This window comes from Candidatus Solirubrobacter pratensis (genome assembly GCF_000425945.1).
Lineage (GTDB): Bacteria > Actinomycetota > Thermoleophilia > Solirubrobacterales > Solirubrobacteraceae > Solirubrobacter > Solirubrobacter pratensis.
Genome location: NZ_AUEK01000003.1, coordinates 537,236 through 557,503, shown reverse-complemented (window position 1 = coordinate 557,503; position 20,268 = coordinate 537,236). Strand labels below are relative to the sequence as shown.

The window sequence follows — 20,268 nt, the reverse complement described above, 5'->3', positions numbered from 1 at the left end:
CGGGTCACTCCGCCGCCAGCGCATCGGGGTCGCGACCCAGATAGGACTCGACGACGGCCGGATGCGTGGCGCAGTGGTCGAACGTGCCCTCGGTGACCTTCTCGCCGTGGTCGAGCGCGATGACGCGATCGGAGATCCCCTCGACGACGTGCATGTCGTGCTCGATGACGAGAATCGTCACGCCGCGCTCGTCGCGCAGGCGCCCGATGAGCTCGGTGATCTCATGCGTCTCGGAGGGGTTCATCCCCGCCGCCGGCTCGTCGAGGAGCAGCAGCCGCGGCCGGGCGGCGAGCGCGCGGGCGATCTCCAGCCGTCGCCGGTTCGCGTAGGAGAGCACGTAGGCGGGCTGGTCCCAGCGGTAGCCCATCAGGCGCTCGCCGAAAAACGACAGCACGTCCTCGGCGAGCGCGTCGACCTCGCGCTCCTCGCGCCGGGCGCGCGGCGTGCGCAGGATCGACTCCCACGGCATCGCCTTCGTCGCACCGTACGTCGCGGCCTTGACGTTCTCCTTGACCGTCATGTTGAGAAACAGCCGCAGGGATTGGAACGTGCGCGCGACGCCCAAGCGCGTGATCTTGTGCGGCAGCAGCCCGGCGATGCTCTGGTCGGCGAAGCGGATGTCGCCTCCCGTGGGCGTGTAGACGCCGGTGATGAGGTTGAAGATCGTCGTCTTGCCCGCGCCGTTGGGCCCGATGAGGCTGACGATCTCGCCCTCGCGGACGTCGAGGTCGAGGTCGCGAACGGCGTGCAGGCCGCCGAAAGCGAGGCTCGCGCGCTGCAGCTCGAGCAGGCGTGCCATCAGACGACCTCCACGCGCCGCGTGCCGAGCAGCCCCTGCGGGCGCGCGTTCATCATCACGATGAGGATCGCGCCGACGAGGATCTGGCGCGTGACGCTCGGCTCGACGGCCAGCCGCGCCTCCCACACGCACGCAGCCAGATAGACCGTGGGGACGAGCAGGATCGTCCGCCACCGGCCCTTGATCTGGACCAGAGCGATGAGCGCGCAGACGAGCACGACGAAGCCGATGTTGCCCGACGTCTTCGCGTTCTCCGGGACGATCACCCAATGCTCGAGCGCGGAGCCGAGCCAGCCGCCGCTCTGGGGCGAGCCGGCCACCGCGGTGGGCGAGATCGCTTCGACGATCGCGTGGGCGGCGAACCCGAAGGCGACGATCGCGGCGAGCACTGCGACGAGCTTGCGCCACGGGCGCATGCGCGCGATCAGCGTGGCGAGGATCAGCCCGTAGAACACGTAGGCCGCCTGGTTCGGGTTGCGCAGCAGCTCGAGCGTGACGCTCAGCACCAATCCGCCGAGCACGGCGCCGGCGATGCTCCCGCTGCCGCCGAGGATCAGTGCGGCGTAGATGAGGATGAGGAAGGGCGTGTCGAAGTCGGTGGGGAAGACCCCGCCCTGCTGTGCCGCGAAGATCGTTCCCGCCAGCGCGGCGACGACCGCGCCGAAGCTGAACGCCATCAGCTTGACGCGAGTGACCGGAACGGTCATCAGGCTCGCCGCGAGCGGGTCCTCGCGAACGGTCCTCCACGCTCGGCCGGTGCGCGAGTTGTCGAGCAGGTGCAGCGCCGCAATCGTGATCACGATCAGCACGAGCGCGAAGTAGAAGTAGCCCTTGACCGTGAGGATCTGCGTGCCGAACAGATTGATCGGGTCGACGGCGGGGATCCCGTTGGGGCCGCCGAGGCGCTCTGAGTCGACGTTGTTGACGACCTCGACGAACACCTCCCCGAAGAACAGCGTCACGATCGCGAGATAGTCGCCGATGAGCCGCCGGGACGGCAGGCCGAGCAGCAGCCCCAGCGCCGCCGCCGCGAGCATGACGATCGGGATCGACACCTCGGCCGGCAGGTGGATGCCGTTTTCCCCGAGCTGGTTGGAGGACAGCAACGCGAACGCGTACGCGCCGAAGCCGTAGAACGCGATGTAGCCGAGGTCGAGCAGGCCGGCCCAGCCGACCGCGATGTTGAGCCCGAGCGCGAGCATCGCCAGCAGCAGCGCGTTGACGCCGACCTGCAGCTGGAAGTCATTGAGGCCCAGCAGCGGGATCAGCGCGCCGACCGCGCCGACGATCGCCAGGCGAGGCCACCAGCCCACGCGCCCGCCGGCACGCTCGGCCGCGCCCCGCCAGCCCTTCGCGGCCTCGCGCCGCTCCCCCGAGCGCGCCACCCATTCGTCGACTCCTACAGGTGACACCGGATCACACCTTCTGCAGCGGCGCGCGCCCGAGCAGGCCCTGGGGCCGCACGAGCATGACCGCGATCAGGACCCCGAACACGATGAGGTTCGTGTAGGTCGACGAGATGTAGCCGGTGGCGAAGGCCTCGGTGAGGCCGATGAGCATCCCGCCGAGCACCGCGCCGGCGATGCTGCCGATCCCGCCGACGACGGCCGCGGTGAACGCCTTCAGGCCGGCCACGAAGCCCATGAGGTTGAAGACCTGGTTGAACACGAGCCCGGCCATGACACCGGCGACACCGGCCAGCGCTGAGCCGAGGAAGAACGTCATCGCGATCGTGCGATTGACGTCGATGCCGAGCATCTCGGCGGCCTCGTGGTCGGTCGCCACGGCGCGCATCGACTTGCCGAGCGTCGTCCTGGTCACGATCAGGCGCAGCGCCACCATCAGCACGACGCTCAGCACCACGACCATGATCCGCACGATGTCGATGTGCAGCGACCAGAGGTCGATCCCGGTCCCGAACGAGATGAAATCCGATGTGTGGTAGATCCGCGTCTGGGATCCGAACAGCAGCAGGACCGCGTTCTGGAGAAAGAACGAGACGCCGAGCGCGGTGATCAGCGGCGCGATCCGCGGCGCCTGGCGCAGCGGTCGATACGCGAAGCGCTCGATCGCCACACCCAACCCGCCGGCGCCGACCCCGGCGGCGACGAACATCACCAGCAGCAAGAGCGGCACCGGGATCACCAGCGCGCTGGACCCGCCGAACGCCTGGATGACGAAGTAGCCGATGAACGCCCCGATCATGTAGAGATCGCCGTGGGCGAAGTTCAGGAGCTTCAGGACGCCGTAGACCATCGTATAGCCGAGCGCGATGAGCGCGTAGAGGCTGCCGGTCGTGAGGCCGTTGACGACCTGTTGGAAGAACGTGTGCATGGGGAGCGCCGAGCGCGGTTCACCGCCGGCGCGCACGCCGGCGGTGAACCGCAGAGGCATCAGGGGACGACCGTGTACTTGCCGTCGTCGCCGACCTTGAACAGGAAGAACTTCGCGTCGATCAGGTCGCCGTTGGAGTCGAACTTGATTGGCTGACCGAGGATCGACTCGGGCAGGTTGGTCTTCTTGATCTGCTCGAGCACGTTCTTGCGCGACGGTGTATCGCCCGCCTTGCAGACGGCCGCGATCGCCTCGTTGACGACGTGCGTCGCAGCGTAGGTCCCCGGGCCGAACGTCCCGAACGAGCCGAACTTCTCTTTGGCGACCTTGACGATCTCCTCGTCGCCGCGGATGCCGGTGATGTCTGGCGCGAACGAGGACACGTACGAGCCCGGGATTTTGAACTGGTCGGGCGAGTAGAGGCCGTCCGTGCCGAAGATGACCGCCGACTTGTTCTGCTCCTTGAGGTTCTCGCCAAGCTGCTGCGCGTTGGCCGCCACCTGCCAGGGAAGGATCACGACGCCCGTGTCGGGGGTGACCTTGCTCACGAGCGACGAGAAGTCGGTCTGCTTCTGGCTGACCGACTCGCGGTCGATCTTGACCCCGGCCTGCTCGAGGACCGGGGTCATCGCGTCCGCCAGCCCGGTCGAGTACGAGGTCTGGTCGTCCACGAGCATCACGGCCTTGGGCTTGATGTTGTCGACGATGTACTTCGCGTCCTGGGGACCCTGCACGTCGTCGCGCGGGACGACGCGGAAGAACGTCGGGAACGAGCCCTTCTTCGTCAGGTCTGTGGCCGTCGCCGAGCCGGCGACGGTGGCCAGCCCGCCACGCGTGATCTGTGTGCCGATCGCGCTGACCTCCTGGCTGCCGGCGGGCCCGACGATCGCGACGATCTTGTCGTTGGCCACGAACTGCCGGGTGACCGTCGTCGCCTGGGCGGGCTGCAGCTGCGTGTCGCCCTGGACGACCGAGATCTTCGTCTTGTTCTTCGCGTTGTCCTGCTCGACCGCGAGCTGGGCGAAGTGCAGCTGCTCGCCGCCGAGCTGAGCGACCTGCCCGGTGATCGGCGCCTCGACGCCGATCTGCGCGGTGCAGTTCGCGTTCGCCTGCTTGGATCCCGAACCGCCGGCGCTCGAGCCGTTGTCGTCGCTGCCACCACATGCCGCGACGCTCAGCGCGAGCGCCGGCAGCGCCAGGCACGTGACCACCTGCCAAGCCTTCCTCATCTTCTCTCCCTCCTCAGGGTCGTGGGCATCCTGGCACGTCCCGGCCCGTTAGTCACTCCGGCGGTGTGCCCGCGTACGCCGGCGTGCCGTCGGGGTAGTACGCGGCGGCGGGCGAGCCCGCCGGACGGAACACGCCCACGACCTTCATGACGTCCGGGCCGGTGTTCTCGAGGCAATGCACCGTGCGAGCGGGAAGGTGGATGCAGGATCCGCCGCGCAGCGGCGTCGCCTCGCCGTTCATCCGCATCACGCCCTCGCCGTCGAGGACGTAGATCACCTCGTCGTAGTGGTGCATGTGGTCCGGCGCGCGGGTCGTCGGGATGTAGCCGACGAAGTGTGTCGCCGAGCGCAGCCCGCTGGCCGGATCGGCGACGATCCTGAACTCGCGCTGGGTCGTGGCCGCTTGTGCGTCCTGGTCGGCGAGCCGGCGCACGACCGCCCGCTCGCCGGTGGCGGCGCCGGGCGGCGCCGGGTCGGGGATCGACACCGCGACGAGCCGCAGCGGCTCGCGGCCGGGGTTGCGCAGCTCGTAGGTCTCGCCGGGCGCGAGGTAGGCGCCGGATTCGGGCTCGAGCGCATGCTCGGCGCCGTCGAGGCGCAGGTCGCCGCGACCTGACAGGACGAAGAGGACCTCCTCGCGCTCACCGGTGCTGCGCGCCGTGGAGCCGCCCGTCGCGAGCTCGAGCACCTGCTGCTCGAGTGGGGTGCAGCCGACGTGCGGACCGAGCGTGGCGCGCGACGTCAGCCGATCGCCCTGATGCGCCGGTGCGTCCACCTCGGCGACGACGCAGCCCCCCATTACGGCGTACCGTAGAGCAGCCGCGCCTCGAGCGCGATCTCGGTCCCCGCCAGCGCGAGCGAGACCGGGCACGTCGACTTCGCGCGCTCGGCGAACTCCTGGAACTGGGCGTCGTCGACGCCCGGAACCTCACCCTCGGTGCTCAGCGTGATGCGGGCGATCCGAAAGCCCTCGGGGCGCTGCTCGAGCCGCACGCGGGCGGTCGTGCGCAGCTCCTCCGGAGGGTGCCCGGCGTTCGTCAGCAGGTCCGCGAGCGACATCGTGAAGCACCCCGCGTTCGCGGCCCCGATGAGCTCTTCGGGGTTGGCGCTGGGCTGGCCGTCCTCGACGCGCGCCTTGAGCGTGAACGGGCCTTCGAACGCGCCGCTCCCGAGCCCGAGCCGTCCGCCGCCCTCCGCCACCGTTCCGCGCCAGCTCGCTTGGGCCGTGCGCGTGATTGCGAAGCTCATCTGCTCTCCAGTTCGTGGGTGTGGTGCCGATGTGATTATCTGCCGTCGCATGACACGCGTGGTGCCCGACCTCGGCGCGGTACGGCGTCGCTTCTCCTCGCTGCAGGGCGAGTTCACGTTTCTCGACGCACCTGGGGGCTCACAGGTCCCCGACGAGGTCGGCGACGCGATGGCGCGCTGCTTGCGCGAGGCGAGCGCGAACATCGGAGCGCCGTACGAGACGAGCCGGCGCGTCGGGGCGATCCTCGACGGCGCCGAGCAGCGCTCCGCGCGCTTCCTCGGCTGCGAGCCGCACGAGATCGTCTTCGGCACCAACATGACGTCGCTGAACTTCGCGCTGTCGCGGACGGCCGGCCGCGGCTTCCAGGCCGGCGACGAGATCCTCGTCTCCTCGCTGGACCACGACGGCGGTGTCGCCCCGTGGCTCGAGCTCGCTCACGACCGCGACCTGGTCGTCCGCCACGTCGAGCTCAACGACGACACGACGCTCGACTTCGACGACCTGCGGGCCAAGCTCTCGGACCGCACCCGGGTGGTCGCGTTCGCGTGGGCATCGAACGCGATCGGCACGATCACCGATGCGCGGCGGGTCTGCGCGCTCGCGCACTCGGTCGGCGCGCTGGCATGGATCGACGCGGTCCACTACGCCGCGCACGAGCCGATCGACGTCCGCGCCGTCGACGCCGACGTCCTGCTCTGCTCGCCGTACAAGTTCTGCGGCCCGCACCTGGGCCTCGCCTACGGAAAGGCCGAGGTCATCGAGCGCTGGCGTCCCTACAAGGCACGCCCGGCGGCCACGACGCCGCTCGGCCGCCGCTTCGAGACCGGGACCATGCCCTACGAGCTGCTCGCCGGCCTGAACACCACGTTCGACTACCTCGACGACATCGGTGGCTTCGAGGTGATCGTTCCCCACGAGCGTGCGCTCGGCGAGCGCTTCCTCGCCGCGCTGCCCGACGCCGCGCGCGTCTACGGCCTGCAGACGATGGAAGGCCGGGTGCCGACGTTCCTCGTCAACCTCGATGGGGTGCCGGCGCCGCAGGTTGCCGGCCGGCTCGCCGACCGCGGCATGGGCGTCTGGGCCCACGACTCGTGGTACTCGCTGAACCTCTACGAGCGCTTCGGCTACGGGTCCGACGGCTCGGTTCGCATCGGCTTCATCCACTACAACACGGCCGACGAGGTCGACCGCCTCGCCGGCGAGCTGACGCAGATCGCCGCGAGCGCCTAGAGCTCGTCGAGAAGGATCGGCGCGAGCTTCGACAGGTCGATGTTCCCGCCGGACACGACGCACACCACACGCCCGTTCCCGGCCTTGCCCGCAAGCGCCGCGGCGAGCGCCAGGCCCCCCGCTCCCTCGGCGATGATGCGCGTGCGCTCGGCCAGCAGCCGCACGGCCGCGGCGGTCTCCTCCAGCGATGCGGTGAAGGCGCCGTCGACGAGCTCGCGCACACGCGCGAACATGTCCGGCAGGACGCTGGGGCTGCCCGACCCGTCCACCCACGAGGGCTCGAAGGGAACCTTGGTCGGCTCGCCGGCGGCCAGCGCGCCGTTGAGCGCCGCCGCGGTCGCGGGCTCGACGGCGTAGATGCGCGTGCGCGGGCTACGCGCCCGCAGCGCGCTGGCGATCCCGGTGACCAGCCCGCCGCCGCCGTACGGCACGAGCACCGCGTCGGGCTCGGGGAGGTCCTCGAGGATCTCCAGGCCGATCGTTCCATTGCCGGCCATCACGTCGGAGTCCGAGACGGGGTGCACGAAGAAACCCTCGACGCCGTCGAGGCGCGAAGTCTCGATCGCGCGCCACCAGTCCGCGTAGGGCACGCGCAGCACCCTCCCGCCGAGCCGCTCGATCGCGTCGACCTTCGTCCGCGGCGCGTGATCGGGAACGGCGATCGTCGCCGGCAGCCCCAGCTCGCGAGCGAGCCACGCCACGCCGCGCCCCATGTTGCCGGCACTGGCGGTCACCAACCCGGCGCGCAGCTGCTCGGCGCCCGCGCGGCGGACCGCGTTGGCTGCTCCGCGGATCTTGAACGACGCGATCGGCTGGAGCGTCTCGAGCTTCAGCCAGATCTCGGCGTCGGCGTCGGCCTGGAGACGCACGAGCGGCGTGCGCACGGCCACGTCGGCGATCCGCGCGCGCGCGGCCTCGATCTCCTCGATTGCGATCACAGCTCCACCTCGGTCCCGAGCCCGAGCGCTCGGGCATTGTCGACCGCGTGCTCGGCCGCGGCCATGTCCTCGATCGCCAGGCCGAGCGAGCGAAACAGCGTGATCTCCCGCGGGCTCGTCCGGCCCGGCCGCAGCCCCGCGGCCACCTCGCCGAGCTCGGCCCGCACGTGCGACGCGCCGTCGATAAGGCCCTCCTCCACGGCAAGGCGATACTCGCCCGCCTCGTGCTCGAGCGACTCGCGGCTGTCGCAGAACAGCGCCGCGGCGGCGACCGTCGCCGTGTCGAGCTCGCGCGACGTCGGCGCGCTGGCGCCGACCGCGTTGACGTGCGCGCCCTCGGCCAACCACGCGCGCTCGAGGACCGGCTCGCGCGCGTTGGTGGCGGTGACCACGACGTCGGCGTCGCGCACCGCGTCCCGCGCGCTGGGGGCGACCTCGACGCCCAGTCGCTCCGCGTGCGCGCATGTGGGGGAATAGACGCGCACGCGGTCGAAGTCGCGCACGAGCGGCAGCGCGCGCAGGTGGGCGGCGGCCTGGACCCCGGCACCGAGGATGGCCAGGGTCCGCGCGTCCTCGCGCGCCAGCAGCCGGGTCGCCAGCGCCGACACCGCGGCGGTGCGGATCTCGGTGATCGCCGACGCGTCGAGGATCGCGCTCGGGGCGCCGGTCTCGCCGTCGAAGAGCGTGACGGTGCCCTGGTGGGCATCGAGGCCTCGGGCCGAGTTGCCGGGGAAGATGCAGACCGCCTTGAGCGAGAACAGCGGCCGCGCGCCGCCGCGGTGCGCGGGCATGAGCCCCATCAACCCCTCCGACGCCGGGGGTACGCTGACCGACCGCAGCGGCTGGTGGACCTCGCCGCGCGCCTGTGCGCCCAGCACGGCCGCCATCGCCTCGATGCATTCCTCCATCGGCAGCGCTCGCGCAATGTCGGCATGGCCGAGGATCAGCGCCATCAGGCGAAGATCCTTGACAGCTCATCACGTGTCGTGGCGTCGAGCGGGTCTCCGAGCGCTTCGCGGACGGGCTCGAGGTGCTCGGGCCGCGTCGGCCCGACGACGACCGCGTCCAGGCGCGGCTCGCCGAGCAGCCACGCGAGCGCCATGCCTGCCATCGACACGCCGCGCTCCCGCGCCATCCGCTCGAGCGTCTCGAGCGCGTCGAAGACGCCGTCGCGCACGAAGTGGGCGTAGGGCTCGGGACGCTGGTTCATCCGGGACCCGCCGGGGAACGGACGGCCGCGACGGTACTTGCCGGTCAGCCAGCCGCCGGCCAGCGGCCCGTACGCCGCGTAGGCGACGGCGCACTGCGCACACAGGCCGAGCACGCCGTCCTCGTCTCCGCGATCGAGCAGCGAGTACGCGTTCTGGACGCACGCGGGCGCACCGACCGCGGCTGCGCGCGCGAGCTGCGCGGCGTCGAAGTTGCTCACTCCGTAGGCGCCGATCGAGCCCTCCGCGCGCGCCGCCTCGAATGCGCCGATCGTGTCCTCGAGCGCCACGTCCGGGTCGTACTCGTGAGCGAGGTAGAGGTCGAGGCGGTCGGTACCGAGCCGGTCCAGGCTCGCCGCGAGCTGGCGCTCGATCCGCTCGGGCGCGAGGCCGCGGTCGGCGCCGGCGGTCATCGGGTTGAACGTCTTCGTGGTGATCGCCGGTCGCACGCCGCGCGAGGCGCACCAGCGCCCGATCATGGCCTCGCTGCGCCCGCCGCCGTACGCGTCGGCCGTGTCGAAGTGCCGGATCCCCAGCTCCCACGCCGCGTCCATAAGTGCAAACGCGCCGTGCTCGTCGATGCCCTGGCCGAAGAACTCCGGCGCCGAGCCGACGCCGCCGAAGTTGCCACAGCCGAGCATGATCCGTGGCACCTCGAGGCCCGAGCGGCCGAGCGGGCGCGTCTCGATCAGCACGGGCGCCATAGCCCGAGCGTGCGCAGCCTCGGCGTGTAGCGGCGGATGGTCTTGAGGAGCTTCATGGCGGGCCGGTGGCGTCGGGAGAGCGGACCTTACCCGTGACCGGATGGCCAACACAACACGCCTCGGTTCGCTGCATGCGTCAGCAGCGCTCGCCGCGGCGCGACGACAGCCTCGCCCGGCTCATACCGCCACCTTGGCGGCCGGCGCCGCCGGTCCGCGGACTCGGGTGTCATCGGTCGGGGCGCTCTCCATGGGCGGAGCCTTGTCGCGCGGGTGCTGCTCGTACCAGCCGGCGTAGCGGTCGGCGAGCGGGGCGGCGGTGAGGCCGTGGGCGAGGACCGAGAGGCCCACCGTCACGTAGATGGCGAGCACGATCACGTGCTCGTGCGGGAGGTTTGACTCCTCGACCACGATCACCGCGAACACGATCGAAGCCAGACCGCGAGGACCGAACCAGCCCATGAAGCCGAGCGTCGGCAACCGCGCCCGGCTCCCGAGCATCGCGATCGCGACCGGAAGCATCCGGACGAGCGTGAGGCTGAGGGCCGCGTAGAGGGCGAGCGCCCACGTGAGCTCGCCGAGCGCGGGCCCGAGCAGGATCGCCCCGAAGAGCACGAACGTGATGCCGTTGAGCACATTGCCGACCTGCTCGCTGAGCTCGTTGATCTGACCCGGGTCGCGTCGCAGCGCGAGCCGGAAGGTCATGCCGGCCACGAAGGCGGCGATGAAGCCCGATCCGCCGAGCGCGCTCGCCGTCCCGTAGGCGAGCGCCGCGCCGGCCGCGGGGATCACCTGTCGCCACGCGCCGTCGATCAGCTCCGCGCGGCCGGCGTAGATGACGATGGCCGCGACCAGCAGTCCGCCGGTCACACCGCCGACGACCCCGTAGCCGATCTCCTCCAGCAGGAGCGTTCCCGCGCTGCGGCCCTCGGAGATCTCCGATTGCACGTCGGCCACCGCGACGGCGGCGAACAGCAGCGGGACGCAGATGCCGTCGTTGAGTCCGCTCTCGACGTTGAGTCCCTGGCGGATTCGCGCCGGGATGCGCAGCTGGGTCACCACCGCCTGCCCGAGCGCCGCGTCGGTCGGCGCCAGCACCACCGCCAGGATGAGCGCCTCCTCGAGGCTCAGCTGATCGAAGATCACCGCCCCCGCGACGGCGCCGAGTGCGATCGTCAGCGGCAGCCCGATGCCGAGCAGGCGCAACGGGAGGCCGACCTCGCGGCGCAGCTGGCCGAGATCGATCCGCGAGGCGTCGGAGAACAGGACCAGCGCCAGCGTCGCCTCAGCGAGCGACCGCACCGCTCCGCTGAAGCTCTGCAGGTCGATCCCGTCGAGCACCTTGGGCCCGGCCAGCAACCCGATCGCGACGAACAGCATCGCCGGCGTGACGGGCGTGCCGGACAGCCGCCGTGAGATCGTCGCGACGGCGAGCAGCGCGAGCGCCAGGATGGCAAGTGCCCATTCCACGATGCGTCTCCCGTCAGCCCACCGCTGCCGGTTCGGCGAGCCGCGCGCCGTCGTCGCCGCGCCCTCGCAGCTCGTTCACGTAGACCAGGAACATCGCCAACGACAGCCCGAGATCGCCGCGAGGCCGTAGACGACGTCGAGGACGCCCGCCAGGCCGAGCATGATCGCGGCGAACGGGATCCGCCCGCGGCCGGGGTCGACGTCGTAGGTCGGGCGAGCCGTGAAGCGTGGCGCGGACATCACGTCCGCCGGCGCGCACCGTGCACGACGAGCGCGTAGATGACGATGATGTCGAGCGCGAACAGGCACGCGAAGAAGCTCGAGTTCGACACCGCGGCGACGCCGTCAATGAAGTTCAGTACCGCGAGCATCGAGAGCATCACGCCTGCGAAGCTCACCCAGCCGTAGCCGCGGTCGCCCTCGACGTAGTAGGACTCCGTCGCGCTCGAGTACTCCCTCCGGGGCGCATGCCCGGGATCCGTCGTGCTCATCGTTCCGCCTCCTTAGGCGATCCCGTCGGCATCGCCGGGACCCCTACGAGGGAGCTAAGGCGCTTGCCGCGGAACGCGCATCATCCCGATCGCATGACTAGTGCTCCCAGTGGACGTCGACCTGCGCCCGCGGGTCGCGCCGCACCGCCTCCGCGTAGCGCTCGAGCGCGCGCATGTCGGCGGCCGTAGGGTCGCCGGTGAGCGAGCGCGGCCACAGGCGCAGGGCGCCGACGGCGTTGACCTCGGCCGCGATCAGGATGAGCTGGGCGGCGAGCGACAGCCATGAGAGCACGCCGATGACCGTCGCGAACAGCCCGTAGGTGTCGCTCGCGCGCGCGATCGCGGAGTTCACGTACCAGGCGCCGAGCGTCTGGAGCACCAGCAGGCCGAGCGTCGCGACGACCACGCCGGGCAGAAGCTCGGCGACCCTGCGGCGCTCGGACGCGAGCAGCCGGAACCCGGCGAGCACGGCGACCGTGTCGACGGCGAGCGAGAGCATGAGGCCGGCGGCGGCCGTCCATGCTTCGCCGCCGACGCGCCCGCTCGTGACCGCTCCGCTCAGCACGGAGCTCGCGACGATCGCGAGCCCGGCGGTCGCCAGCACGGCAAGCCCGCGCACGCGCCGCGCGACGTAGCCGAGCTGCTCGACCGGGGCGACGTTCCAGGTCGCGTCGAGCGCCTGGCCGAGTGCCAGCGTGATCCCGAGGCCGGCCCACAGCGCGACGCCGACGCCGACGGCGAGCGCGACGCCACTGCCGCCGATCGTCCCGATGTCGCTGCGCACGAATGGCCCGACCACGGGCATCTCCGCGTATGCCGAGTTCAGGATGTCGTCGCGCCGGCCCGGATCGTCCTGGAGGACGAAGCCGACGATCGAGACGAACGCCAGCAGCAGCGGGAAGACCGAGAAGAACGCGTAATAGGCGATCCGCACCGCGTGCCGCGAGGCGCGGTCGTCCGCGAACTTCCGCACCACGGCGACCGGGAACGCGACCAGCCGGCGGCGCCGCTGCCAGCCATCGAGGCGGCCCAGCAGCCGCTGCATCCGATGTCTCACGGGCGTACCGTCGCGGAGCGGGACGCCGGAGGCATCGTCCGATCAGGATGTGAATCTCCGGCATCTTCCGCCCGCGTGGCGCGTCGTTGCTCTGAGCCTCGGCTAGGAGGCGCGAACGGAGGTCAGACGACGTCGACGTAGATCACCTCGATGGCGTTGTTGCCATAGCCGAGCCGGTTCCACGGCGGGACCTCGGGCTGGACGTTGCCGGCCGCGTCGGTGGCCCTGGCGCGGAGCGTGTGCCGTCCGACGTCGTTGGCCTCCCAGTCGAACGCCCAGTCCTGCCAGTGGTACGGAGCCGACGGCGGGTCGAGTCGCGCCGCGTGCCACTCGCCTTCGCCGGTGAGGCTGACGTCGACCCGTGTCACGGGGCCGGTTCCGGACCAGGCCTTGCCGCGCACCGTGCACGTGCCGGAGCTCATGGTCGATCCGGCGGCCGGGTCGGTGATGCGCGCACGTACGCGCATGACGTCGACGGGCTCGGGCGGCCGGTCGGGCCACTCGTACATGTAGTGGCCGGTCTGGAACTCGCCGGTGTAGGGCTCGGTCAGCACGTCGATCCGCTTCAGCCACTTCACGGACGCGACGGCGTACCAGTGGGGCACGATGATGCGGAAGGGGGCTCCGTGGTCGGCGGTGAGCGGCTCGCCGTTCATCTCGTAGGCGATCAGGATCTCCGCCGCCGGATCGGCGGCGTGGGCGAGCGGGAGGGCGCGTACGAACGCGAGGTCGTCGTTGTCGGTCTCGGGGAGGATCGGCTGGAGGTGGTAGGCGCCGTGGTCGGCGCCTTCGAAGCGGACGTCGACTCCGTCGGCCGCGGGCCGCGCCTGCGTGAGCACGTCGGCCAGGAGGGCGCCGGTCCAGCGGGCGGTCGAGACCGCGTAGTCGCCCCAGGGCTCGCCGGTCGGCAGCGGCCGCATCTCGAGGCGCCCGTTGCCCGCGCATTCGAGCGTGACCGCGCGCTCGTGAGCCGGCATGGCGCGCAGGTCGTCGAGCGTCAACGTGGTCGGGTGCTCGACCGCGCCGCCGACCTCGAGCTTGCCGTCGTGTGCCGGCAGCGCGAAGTTGCTGCGCACGTAGTGTTGCCCGGTAGGGGTGATCTCTCCGCCCAGGGCCTCGGGCGGGGCCTCGGCGTTGTAGGGAGCCGGATTGATCATCTGGAGCGCGGCGCGCGCCGCGTCGAGATCGTGTGTGACGGCCATGTCAGCCTCCTCGTCGGCGCATCAGTAGTCGGAGTCCTGGAAGGTCGGCTCGCGGCCTTCATTGAAGGCGCCGATGCCCTCGACGCGGTCGGGATGGACGGCCGAGCGCCAGTGCGAATCCATCATGATCGCGATCGCCTGCTCGATCGGCTGTCCCTCACCGAGGTGCACGGCTCGCTTGACCGCTTGCACCGCTGTGGGTGAGTTGCTCGCGATCTTCTCCGCGATCCGCATCGCCGCGTCCATCAGCTCGCCCTTGGCGTGGATCTCGTTGACCATGCCCAGCCGGTGCGCCTCCTGCGCCGTGATCGGGTCGCCGGTCATGAGCATCTGCAGGGCCTTGCCCCGCGGCAGCAGGCGCGGAAGCAATGCCGGTGAGCCGCCGCCGGCCGCGAGGCCGAGCATCGCCTCGGGCTGGCCGAACGTGGCGTTCTCCGAGGCGATGATGAAGTCGGTGCTCTGGGCGAGCTCGCACCCGCCCCCGTAGGCGATCCCGTTGACGGCGGCGAACATCGGCTTGCGCAGCTGGCGCACGGTGTACAGCGTGCGGTCGAAGTCCTGCCGCTGGCGCAGCCAGTCCTCCTTGGTCATGCTCTTGCGCTGGCGCAGGTCGCTGCCGACGGAGAAGGCTCGCTCCCCCGCTCCGGTCAGGACGACGACCCGGACGGCGGGCCGGACGGCGATCGTCTCGACGATCGCGGTCAGGCGCGCACCCATCTCGGTGGTGATGGCGTTGTCGGCGTGCGGCCGGTTGAGGGTGATCACCGCGACGCGATCGCCGGCGAGATAGTCGACGAGCACAGGGGAGTCCGGTTCCACGCCGTCCGCCGTGGGTGGACCGAAGTCGAGTGCCTTCCAGCGATCGGTGCGTGTCGTCATGGTGTCCCTTCTCGAGTCACGAATCGAGCTCCGCGAGCCAGCGCATGGCCGTCAGCCCAGGCGCGAAGCAGTATTCGCCGCCGCGGGTGACGACGAACGGCGGCAGGTTCTGCAGCCGGCGCCGGATCGGGCGCTCCGGGATGGTGAAGCTGCCGGAGCCGTCGTTCGGGCCGACGAGCGGGTCCTTCTCCAGCGGCGCACCGATGAAGATCCCGTCGTTGAGCCATTGGGTCTTGACGAACTCGAACTGGCGCTTGAGGTGCGCGCCGGCGAAGACGAAGACGATGCCGCGGTCGGCGCCGTCGTCTTCGAACACGCCGTCGGGCAGCATCGGCCCGTAGCTCGTACCGCGCCGGATCATGCGGTGCAGGCGGACGTCCACGCTGCCGTCGCGGTCGAATGCGTCGCGCGGATTCGCGCGGCGCGCATGGGCGCCGACGGGGCACTTGAGGCCGCGCGGGTCGTCGGCGTAGACGAAGCCGTTGTTTCGCCGCGGATCGGCGCCGAGCTCGGCGTCGTCGCGCTCCGGAGCGAGCGCCAGCGGCGCGCCGCTCTGCCAGCGGCCGACCATCTTCGCCCCGAGGCGGGCCTCCTCCTCGCGGCTCGCGGCCTTCTCCCGCAGGTAGCGCCTGTAGACCGCCACCTTCGTGTGCAGCTTGCGGAAGACGACGTAGGTGCCGTTGCGGCCGAGCACGTCCGGGCTCGGCATCGGCGGCAGCTCGCCCGTCTCGTCCGGATAGCCGAGGATGATCTCGCCCGCCTTGAGCGGCCGCTCGTGCGGGTTCGAAGGAGGCCTCCCGCTCCCTTCGACCGCCGGCTGGCCGATCCCGTCCTTGAAGCCGAAGGAGGTGCGCCCGCTCGGCAGCTGATAGCAGTCCTGGCGCCAGATCGGCTCGACGCCCGCGAGCTCGCGGTACGCGCGGCGCGCCTTCTCGAGCACGGCCTCGAGCCGCGCCGCGTCGGGGGACAGAAACGCCAGGGCGACGTGGACGTCGGCCGTCCCGAGCGGCTTCTCCCAGTGCTCCGGGCTGCTCTCGCCCACGTCCCCGAGCTCCGCCGCGCGAGCGGCCATCCCCTCCCGGAACTCCGGGGCGAAGCTGTCGAGCGAGACCTGCGGGACCCCGAGTGCCTTCAGGCCGTTGTAGGTGAAGGCCACGGTGAGCCACGCGCCCTGCTCCGGAACCGGCGCGGGCCTGCCGGCGTCGACGAACCGATGCAGTCGCCGCACCAGCTCGCGTCCGGCCGCACGATCATCGATGCGCAGCAACAGATAGGTGCCGACGTACGGCGAGGGACGCTCGTGCAGCGCTCCGCTCTGGATGTCGTCGAGCTCGAGGGTGACGCCTTCGGTCGCGGTCACGATCTCAGTGGTGCTCGGGCGGCTCGGGCGGATCCGGATTGGGCGGCGACAGGTAGGGGAAGGTCTGAGAGCCGGGCCTCGTCGACCGGTCGACGCCGTCACGGATGACGGGCCCCTCGCCGGCATTGATCCACTGGGTGAACAGCGTGTCCATCACGTCGTCGTTGAGGGCCCTTCCCCCGCACGTCTCGTGCGCCTTGCCGCGACGGGAGGCGAGCTCGATCTCCAGGAACGAGCCCTGCTCGCGGTAGGGCTTGGTGGTGTCGACGACGAGGTAGTCGGCGAGCACCAGCTCGGTCAGCGGATGGCTGCCGTTCCCCGTGTGCCAGTCGGTCTTGCCGTCGAGGCCGTCCCAGAAGGCGAGGTTGGCGTTCAGCCGCGCCCGGTAGGCCCCCGAATAGGCGGCGCCGAGATGGAACGCGTCCTCCATGTTGTAGAGGTCGCGGATCTCCAGGTCCCGGTTGACGCCGTCGAACTGCTTCGGCGCCAGCAGCATGTTCTTGACCTCGGGTCGCCCGACGCGTTCGATCCGGACGTTGAACGTGCCGCGCGTGAGCGTCTCCGCGACGACGCCGACCAGCGTCGCGCCGCCCAGGAGCGCCGTGTCGAGCTCGACGACGAGGCTGAGGACGTTCTTGCCGTCGAGGTAGATCGCGCTGGGATCGGTGAACGCCAGCTTGCCCGTCGCGATCGTCTTCAGCGCCGCGGGGGCGTCCATGATGAACGGATCCCAGCGCGCGCCGGCGAAGGCTCGGACGCCGTGCCCGGAACCTCCGCGCTCGTCGCCGACGCGGAACGAGACCGTCTCGGCCGCCGGCGTGGTGCAGGTGCCCTCCTGCTCGACGCGCTGCCGGCCGTTGCCGGCTTCCCGCGCAGAGAAGACGCAATCGAAGACGAACTCCTCCGCACCGGCCGCGAACGGCGCCGCATCATCCGCGACGGCCCGCGTGAGCGGGCGTAGCCGGAAGCGATACACGAGCCCGTCCGAGAGCGCGTCCCCTGGCTTGGCGAAGGGGAGCGTGTTCATCACGAGGACGAGATGGCCCGGCCTCTCCGGGCTCGGAAACGCGTACACATCGGTGATGTCGGCGATCGGGTCGGCCAAGGCCCGCGGTCCTGAGATGTGATCGGACATCTCAGTCCGCGGCCTCGTCCAGCAGCGGCTTCAGCGCCGGGTGCGCCAGCGCCTCGGCGGCCTGCGGGTGATCGAGCACCTGCTGGAACGCCGCGTTCACACGCTGCGCCTTCCGGATCTCCTTCACCGTGCCGGCGTAGTTGCGCGCGTACGCGCCCGCGGTGTGCTGGGCGTCGTAGATGAAGGCCTTAAGCGCGGCCAGATCGGGCAGGCCGTCGTAGCCCTCCGTGTGCCGGAAGATGACGTCGAACAACTCCAGCGTCGGCCCGGACGTGAAGAAGTCCTCCATGTAGGCGTCCCACGGGCCGTCGAAGCTCGTGATGAAGGCCAGCCGCGTGTCGTCGTCGAAGAGCACGAACCGCGCCTCATGGATCGTCGAGACCGCCATGCCGTAGTCCCCCGGCCGATACCCGGGGGTCCGCTGCAGGTCGCGCAGCGCGGCCCGCAGCGCTTCGCCCTCGCCGGCCTTGACACGGAAGAAGAGGCTGAACTCGCTCGTCGGGCCGACGCTGACGCCGGGACGGGAAGCTCCTGTTGCGGGTGTCGCCATTCGCGCTCCCTTTTTGCGCCGCCCTGTTTATCTGCCGCACCTGGACTCGGGGACCGGCGCTCAGCGTCGCAGCGTCGGGGCGCGACGCATCATCCCGAAGGGGTGAACCAGGGCGGGGAGCAGCGCCACGGCGGTCCGGATCGTCAGTTCCCGTAGCTCGTCTCGTACTCGCCCGCGCGAACAAGCGTGTACACGACCGCGACCGTCGTGCGGGCACTCTGGCCGGCCCTGACCGAGCCGCTCAGACTCCCCAGGACCGCTGACAAGGAGCGTTGTGATGTGTCGCTGGATGGCGTGGCTAGGGCAGCCGGTGCTGATCGACGAGCTGCTCTTCAAGACCGAGCACGGAATCGTCGACCAGAGCCTGCACGCGCGCATGGGCGCCGAGCCGACGAACGGCGACGGCGTCGGCGTGGGCTGGTACGGCGACGGCGAAGGGCCGGCCCTCTACCGCAGCATCTCGCCGGCCTGGGCAGACGCCAATCTGCGCGAGCTCGCAGCGCACACCGAGTCGCCGCTGTTCATGGTCCACATCCGGGCGGCGATCGGCTCACCCGTCCAGGAGACCAACTGTCATCCGTTCCGCCACGGTCGCTGGCTGTTCGTCCACAACGGCTATCTCGGCGGTCTCCGAGAGGTCCGGCGGGAGCTCATGCTTGCGATCGACCCCGATCTGTACCCCGACGTCCACGGGTCGACAGACACGGAGATCGTGTTCAACCTCGCGCTCACGTTCGGGCTCGAGGACGATCCGATCGAGGCGCTCGCGCGCACGGTCGGCTTGATCGAAGCGGTAGCGCAGACGCACGGCGTGCCCGACGCGGTGCAGGGGACGTTCGGAGTGTCCGACGGCGACGCTCTGTGGGCGGTGCGATATGCGACGACCGGCCGCCCGCGGTCGCTGTTCGCCTCGGCCGACGTCGAGTCGGTCCGCCGGCTGCATCCCGACAACCCGCGCTTCCAGCGCCTCAGCCCCCACGACCGCCTGATCGTGTCAGAGCCGTTCTCGGATCTGCCCGGCGTGTGGGAGGAGATCCCACCGTCTACTGCGGTGACCGTGCGCCGCGGCGGCGTGCTCGAGCAGCAGTCCTTCCGCCCCGTGGCGACCGTTCCGACGGGCGCCGTCGATGCGTAGCCGGCCTGCCCGGCTGCGCCCGGCGCGGGTGCCGGACTGGGCGCGCTGGAATCCCGCGGGCGCCGAGCGGCCTTGGACCGTCGGCATCGAGGAGGAGGCGATGCTGCTCGACTCGCGCGACTGGTCCGTGGCCAACCGGATCGACGACGTGCTCAAGGCCCTGCCGCCATCTGTCGCCGCTCGCGCGGCCGCCGAGACACACGCGTGCGTCATCGAGCTCATGACCTCTCCGCACGCGACGGTCGCGGGCGCGGTGGCCGAGCTGGCAGGCCTGCGGCGCTCGCTCGACGACACCGCGCGCGACGCCCTCGGGCTGCGGGCGGCAGTGGCCGGCACCCATCCCCTCGCCACACGCGCCGAGGTGGCCCTCTCCTCCGGGGACCGGTACCGCGAGATCGCGGCGTCGATGAGAGCGCTCGCCTACCGCGAGCCGACCATGGCCCAGCACGTCCATGTGGCGGTCGCCGACGGCGAGGCGGCGGTGCGCGCGCTCGACGGCTTGGCTGATGACCTGCCGCTGCTGCTGGCGCTGTCGGCCAACTCGCCGTACTGGCGCGGCGCCGACTCCGGCTTCGCGTCGGTGCGTACGCCGATCTTCTCGATGTTCCCTCGCACCGGCATCGCCCGCCGGTTCGGCAGCTACGCGCAGTACACGTGCGCGGTCGACGCGATCGTGCGTTCCGAGGCGATCTCCGATCCAGGGTTCCTGTGGTGGGACGCCCGTCTGCAGCCGCGACTCGGAACCGTCGAGGTCCGGATCATGGACGCCCAGACCGGGATGGCCGACGTGGCCGCGCTGGCCGCCGTCGTCCAGTGCCTCGTCGGTCTGCATGTCGAGGGACGGCGTGCGGGCGGCGCCGGATCGGAGGTACTCGCCGAGAATCGCTTCGTCGCGGCCCGCGACGGCATGAGCGCGCAGCTCATCGACGATCGCACCCGGAGCCGGCGACCGCTGCGGGACGCGCTCGCGGAGCTGCTGGATGCGTGCAAGCCGTTCGCCGCCGTGCTGGGCTGCACCGAGCAGTTGGCGGCGACGACGGCGCTCGCGGCCGATCCCGGCTACGAGCGCCAGCGCAGGCACGTCGCGGACGACGGGCTCGCCGGCCTGCCGGCGCGGCTCGCCGACGTGTTCTCGCTTACCGTCTGCGAGCGCCCTGAGCTCGTGGCGGAGCTCCACTGACGGCTCAAACCAAACGCGCACCTCGTTGTCGACGATCCAAGGAGCACCGCAGCGGGTCACGGCCACCGATCTCGGATAGGCAGGGCTACACGCGCAAGCGCTGGTTGGCGCGGCGTTCTTC

At 70.9% G+C, this 20,268-nt stretch carries 21 protein-coding genes; 3 read left to right on the top strand and 18 right to left on the bottom strand.

Annotated features, from left to right (window positions below):
- Positions 1-4: 4 nt before the first annotated feature.
- Genes H958_RS0102850 through H958_RS0102825 form a run of 6 tightly spaced genes read right to left on the bottom strand, consistent with a single transcriptional unit; the run spans position 5 to position 5,610 of the window.
- A complete protein-coding gene (locus tag H958_RS0102850) occupies positions 5-799 on the bottom strand; it encodes an ABC transporter ATP-binding protein (protein WP_028057545.1) in 795 nt (264 codons plus the stop codon).
- Entirely contained in the window at positions 799-2,211 is a 1,413-nt protein-coding gene (locus H958_RS34570; RefSeq protein ID WP_156027638.1) for a branched-chain amino acid ABC transporter permease, read from the bottom strand. The genes H958_RS0102850 and H958_RS34570 overlap by 1 nt, the downstream gene beginning before the upstream one ends.
- Before the next feature lie 4 nt (positions 2,212-2,215).
- Positions 2,216-3,133 (bottom strand): branched-chain amino acid ABC transporter permease, encoded by a 918-nt coding sequence (locus tag H958_RS0102840; protein ID WP_028057544.1) that lies wholly within the window; start codon positions 3,131-3,133, stop codon positions 2,216-2,218.
- Positions 3,134-3,192: 59 nt separating this feature from the next.
- A complete protein-coding gene (locus H958_RS0102835) occupies positions 3,193-4,362 on the bottom strand; it encodes a branched-chain amino acid ABC transporter substrate-binding protein (protein WP_028057543.1) in 1,170 nt (389 codons plus the stop codon).
- Between the two features lie 52 nt (positions 4,363-4,414).
- Positions 4,415-5,161, bottom strand: a complete 747-nt coding sequence (locus tag H958_RS42655; protein WP_051323732.1) for a cupin domain-containing protein — start codon at positions 5,159-5,161, stop codon at positions 4,415-4,417.
- Complete coding sequence (locus H958_RS0102825; protein ID WP_028057542.1) at positions 5,161-5,610, bottom strand: OsmC family peroxiredoxin; 450 nt, start codon at positions 5,608-5,610, stop codon at positions 5,161-5,163. Before H958_RS0102825 ends, H958_RS42655 begins: the two co-directional genes overlap by 1 nt.
- Before the next feature lie 49 nt (positions 5,611-5,659).
- Between H958_RS0102825 and H958_RS34560 the strand changes: the two genes are divergently transcribed.
- Positions 5,660-6,841 carry a cysteine desulfurase-like protein gene (locus H958_RS34560; RefSeq protein ID WP_037408856.1) on the top strand — a complete coding sequence of 394 codons (1,182 nt, stop codon included), beginning with the start codon at positions 5,660-5,662 and terminating at the stop codon, positions 6,839-6,841.
- Here H958_RS34560 and H958_RS0102815 read toward each other — a convergent pair.
- The 12 genes from H958_RS0102815 to H958_RS0102760 all read right to left on the bottom strand — a co-directional run bounded on the left by H958_RS0102815 (position 6,838) and on the right by H958_RS0102760 (position 17,832).
- Positions 6,838-7,779 (bottom strand): threonine ammonia-lyase, encoded by a 942-nt coding sequence (locus H958_RS0102815; RefSeq protein ID WP_028057541.1) that lies wholly within the window; start codon positions 7,777-7,779, stop codon positions 6,838-6,840. The two genes, H958_RS34560 and H958_RS0102815, sit on opposite strands and share 4 nt — an antisense overlap.
- On the bottom strand, positions 7,776-8,732 hold the full coding sequence (locus H958_RS0102810; RefSeq protein WP_037408854.1) for an ornithine cyclodeaminase family protein: 957 nt from the start codon (positions 8,730-8,732) through the stop codon (positions 7,776-7,778). The genes H958_RS0102815 and H958_RS0102810 overlap by 4 nt, the downstream gene beginning before the upstream one ends.
- Positions 8,732-9,691 (bottom strand): aldo/keto reductase, encoded by a 960-nt coding sequence (locus H958_RS34555; RefSeq protein WP_051323731.1) that lies wholly within the window; start codon positions 9,689-9,691, stop codon positions 8,732-8,734. Before H958_RS34555 ends, H958_RS0102810 begins: the two co-directional genes overlap by 1 nt.
- Before the next feature lie 177 nt (positions 9,692-9,868).
- On the bottom strand, positions 9,869-11,158 hold the full coding sequence (locus tag H958_RS34550; protein ID WP_051323730.1) for a cation:proton antiporter: 1,290 nt from the start codon (positions 11,156-11,158) through the stop codon (positions 9,869-9,871).
- Positions 11,159-11,233: 75 nt separating this feature from the next.
- Positions 11,234-11,398, bottom strand: a complete 165-nt coding sequence (locus H958_RS45825) for a hypothetical protein (protein WP_156027636.1) — start codon at positions 11,396-11,398, stop codon at positions 11,234-11,236.
- Positions 11,398-11,649: a hypothetical protein gene (locus H958_RS0102790; protein WP_028057539.1), complete on the bottom strand. Its 252-nt coding sequence runs from the start codon at positions 11,647-11,649 to the stop codon at positions 11,398-11,400. The genes H958_RS45825 and H958_RS0102790 overlap by 1 nt, the downstream gene beginning before the upstream one ends.
- Positions 11,650-11,746: 97 nt before the next feature.
- Entirely contained in the window at positions 11,747-12,706 is a 960-nt protein-coding gene (locus tag H958_RS34545) for a YihY/virulence factor BrkB family protein (RefSeq protein ID WP_156027634.1), read from the bottom strand.
- 122 nt (positions 12,707-12,828) lie between these two features.
- Positions 12,829-13,908 (bottom strand): sulfite oxidase, encoded by a 1,080-nt coding sequence (locus tag H958_RS0102780; RefSeq protein ID WP_028057538.1) that lies wholly within the window; start codon positions 13,906-13,908, stop codon positions 12,829-12,831.
- Positions 13,909-13,929: 21 nt separating this feature from the next.
- On the bottom strand, positions 13,930-14,787 hold the full coding sequence (locus H958_RS0102775; protein WP_051323728.1) for an enoyl-CoA hydratase/isomerase family protein: 858 nt from the start codon (positions 14,785-14,787) through the stop codon (positions 13,930-13,932).
- A gap of 16 nt (positions 14,788-14,803) precedes the next feature.
- Positions 14,804-16,147: a Dyp-type peroxidase gene (locus tag H958_RS0102770; RefSeq protein ID WP_028057536.1), complete on the bottom strand. Its 1,344-nt coding sequence runs from the start codon at positions 16,145-16,147 to the stop codon at positions 14,804-14,806.
- Between the two features lie 4 nt (positions 16,148-16,151).
- Positions 16,152-17,282 (bottom strand): DUF4331 family protein, encoded by a 1,131-nt coding sequence (locus tag H958_RS0102765; RefSeq protein WP_028057535.1) that lies wholly within the window; start codon positions 17,280-17,282, stop codon positions 16,152-16,154.
- A 1-nt stretch (position 17,283) separates the two neighbouring features.
- Positions 17,284-17,832, bottom strand: coding sequence for a hypothetical protein (locus tag H958_RS0102760; protein WP_028057534.1), 549 nt, complete (start codon positions 17,830-17,832; stop codon positions 17,284-17,286).
- 277 nt (positions 17,833-18,109) lie between these two features.
- On the opposite strand from H958_RS0102760, the gene H958_RS0102755 reads away from it, so the two are divergent.
- Both H958_RS0102755 and H958_RS0102750 read left to right on the top strand, forming a co-directional pair.
- A complete protein-coding gene (locus H958_RS0102755) occupies positions 18,110-18,967 on the top strand; it encodes a class II glutamine amidotransferase (RefSeq protein WP_037408851.1) in 858 nt (285 codons plus the stop codon).
- The gene (locus H958_RS0102750) at positions 18,960-20,147 is read left to right on the top strand and encodes a carboxylate-amine ligase (RefSeq protein ID WP_081685534.1); all 1,188 of its coding nucleotides are present in this window, start codon (positions 18,960-18,962) and stop codon (positions 20,145-20,147) included. Before H958_RS0102755 ends, H958_RS0102750 begins: the two co-directional genes overlap by 8 nt.
- The last annotated feature ends 121 nt before the right edge of the window (positions 20,148-20,268 follow it).

Coding starts and splice junctions, on each gene's coding strand:
- H958_RS0102850 (WP_028057545.1), bottom strand. CDS start 799: ATGGCACGCCTGCTCGAGCTGCAGCGCGCGAGCCTCGCTTTCGGCGGC.
- H958_RS0102840 (WP_028057544.1), bottom strand. CDS start 3,133: ATGCACACGTTCTTCCAACAGGTCGTCAACGGCCTCACGACCGGCAGC.
- H958_RS0102835 (WP_028057543.1), bottom strand. CDS start 4,362: ATGAGGAAGGCTTGGCAGGTGGTCACGTGCCTGGCGCTGCCGGCGCTC.
- H958_RS42655 (WP_051323732.1), bottom strand. CDS start 5,161: ATGGGGGGCTGCGTCGTCGCCGAGGTGGACGCACCGGCGCATCAGGGC.
- H958_RS0102825 (WP_028057542.1), bottom strand. CDS start 5,610: ATGAGCTTCGCAATCACGCGCACGGCCCAAGCGAGCTGGCGCGGAACG.
- H958_RS34560 (WP_037408856.1), top strand. CDS start 5,660: ATGACACGCGTGGTGCCCGACCTCGGCGCGGTACGGCGTCGCTTCTCC.
- H958_RS0102810 (WP_037408854.1), bottom strand. CDS start 8,732: ATGGCGCTGATCCTCGGCCATGCCGACATTGCGCGAGCGCTGCCGATG.
- H958_RS34555 (WP_051323731.1), bottom strand. CDS start 9,691: ATGGCGCCCGTGCTGATCGAGACGCGCCCGCTCGGCCGCTCGGGCCTC.
- H958_RS45825 (WP_156027636.1), bottom strand. CDS start 11,398: ATGTCCGCGCCACGCTTCACGGCTCGCCCGACCTACGACGTCGACCCC.
- H958_RS0102790 (WP_028057539.1), bottom strand. CDS start 11,649: ATGAGCACGACGGATCCCGGGCATGCGCCCCGGAGGGAGTACTCGAGC.
- H958_RS0102780 (WP_028057538.1), bottom strand. CDS start 13,908: ATGGCCGTCACACACGATCTCGACGCGGCGCGCGCCGCGCTCCAGATG.
- H958_RS0102775 (WP_051323728.1), bottom strand. CDS start 14,787: ATGACGACACGCACCGATCGCTGGAAGGCACTCGACTTCGGTCCACCC.
- H958_RS0102765 (WP_028057535.1), bottom strand. CDS start 17,282: ATGTCCGATCACATCTCAGGACCGCGGGCCTTGGCCGACCCGATCGCC.
- H958_RS0102760 (WP_028057534.1), bottom strand. CDS start 17,832: ATGGCGACACCCGCAACAGGAGCTTCCCGTCCCGGCGTCAGCGTCGGC.
- H958_RS0102755 (WP_037408851.1), top strand. CDS start 18,110: ATGTGTCGCTGGATGGCGTGGCTAGGGCAGCCGGTGCTGATCGACGAG.
- H958_RS0102750 (WP_081685534.1), top strand. CDS start 18,960: ATGCGTAGCCGGCCTGCCCGGCTGCGCCCGGCGCGGGTGCCGGACTGG.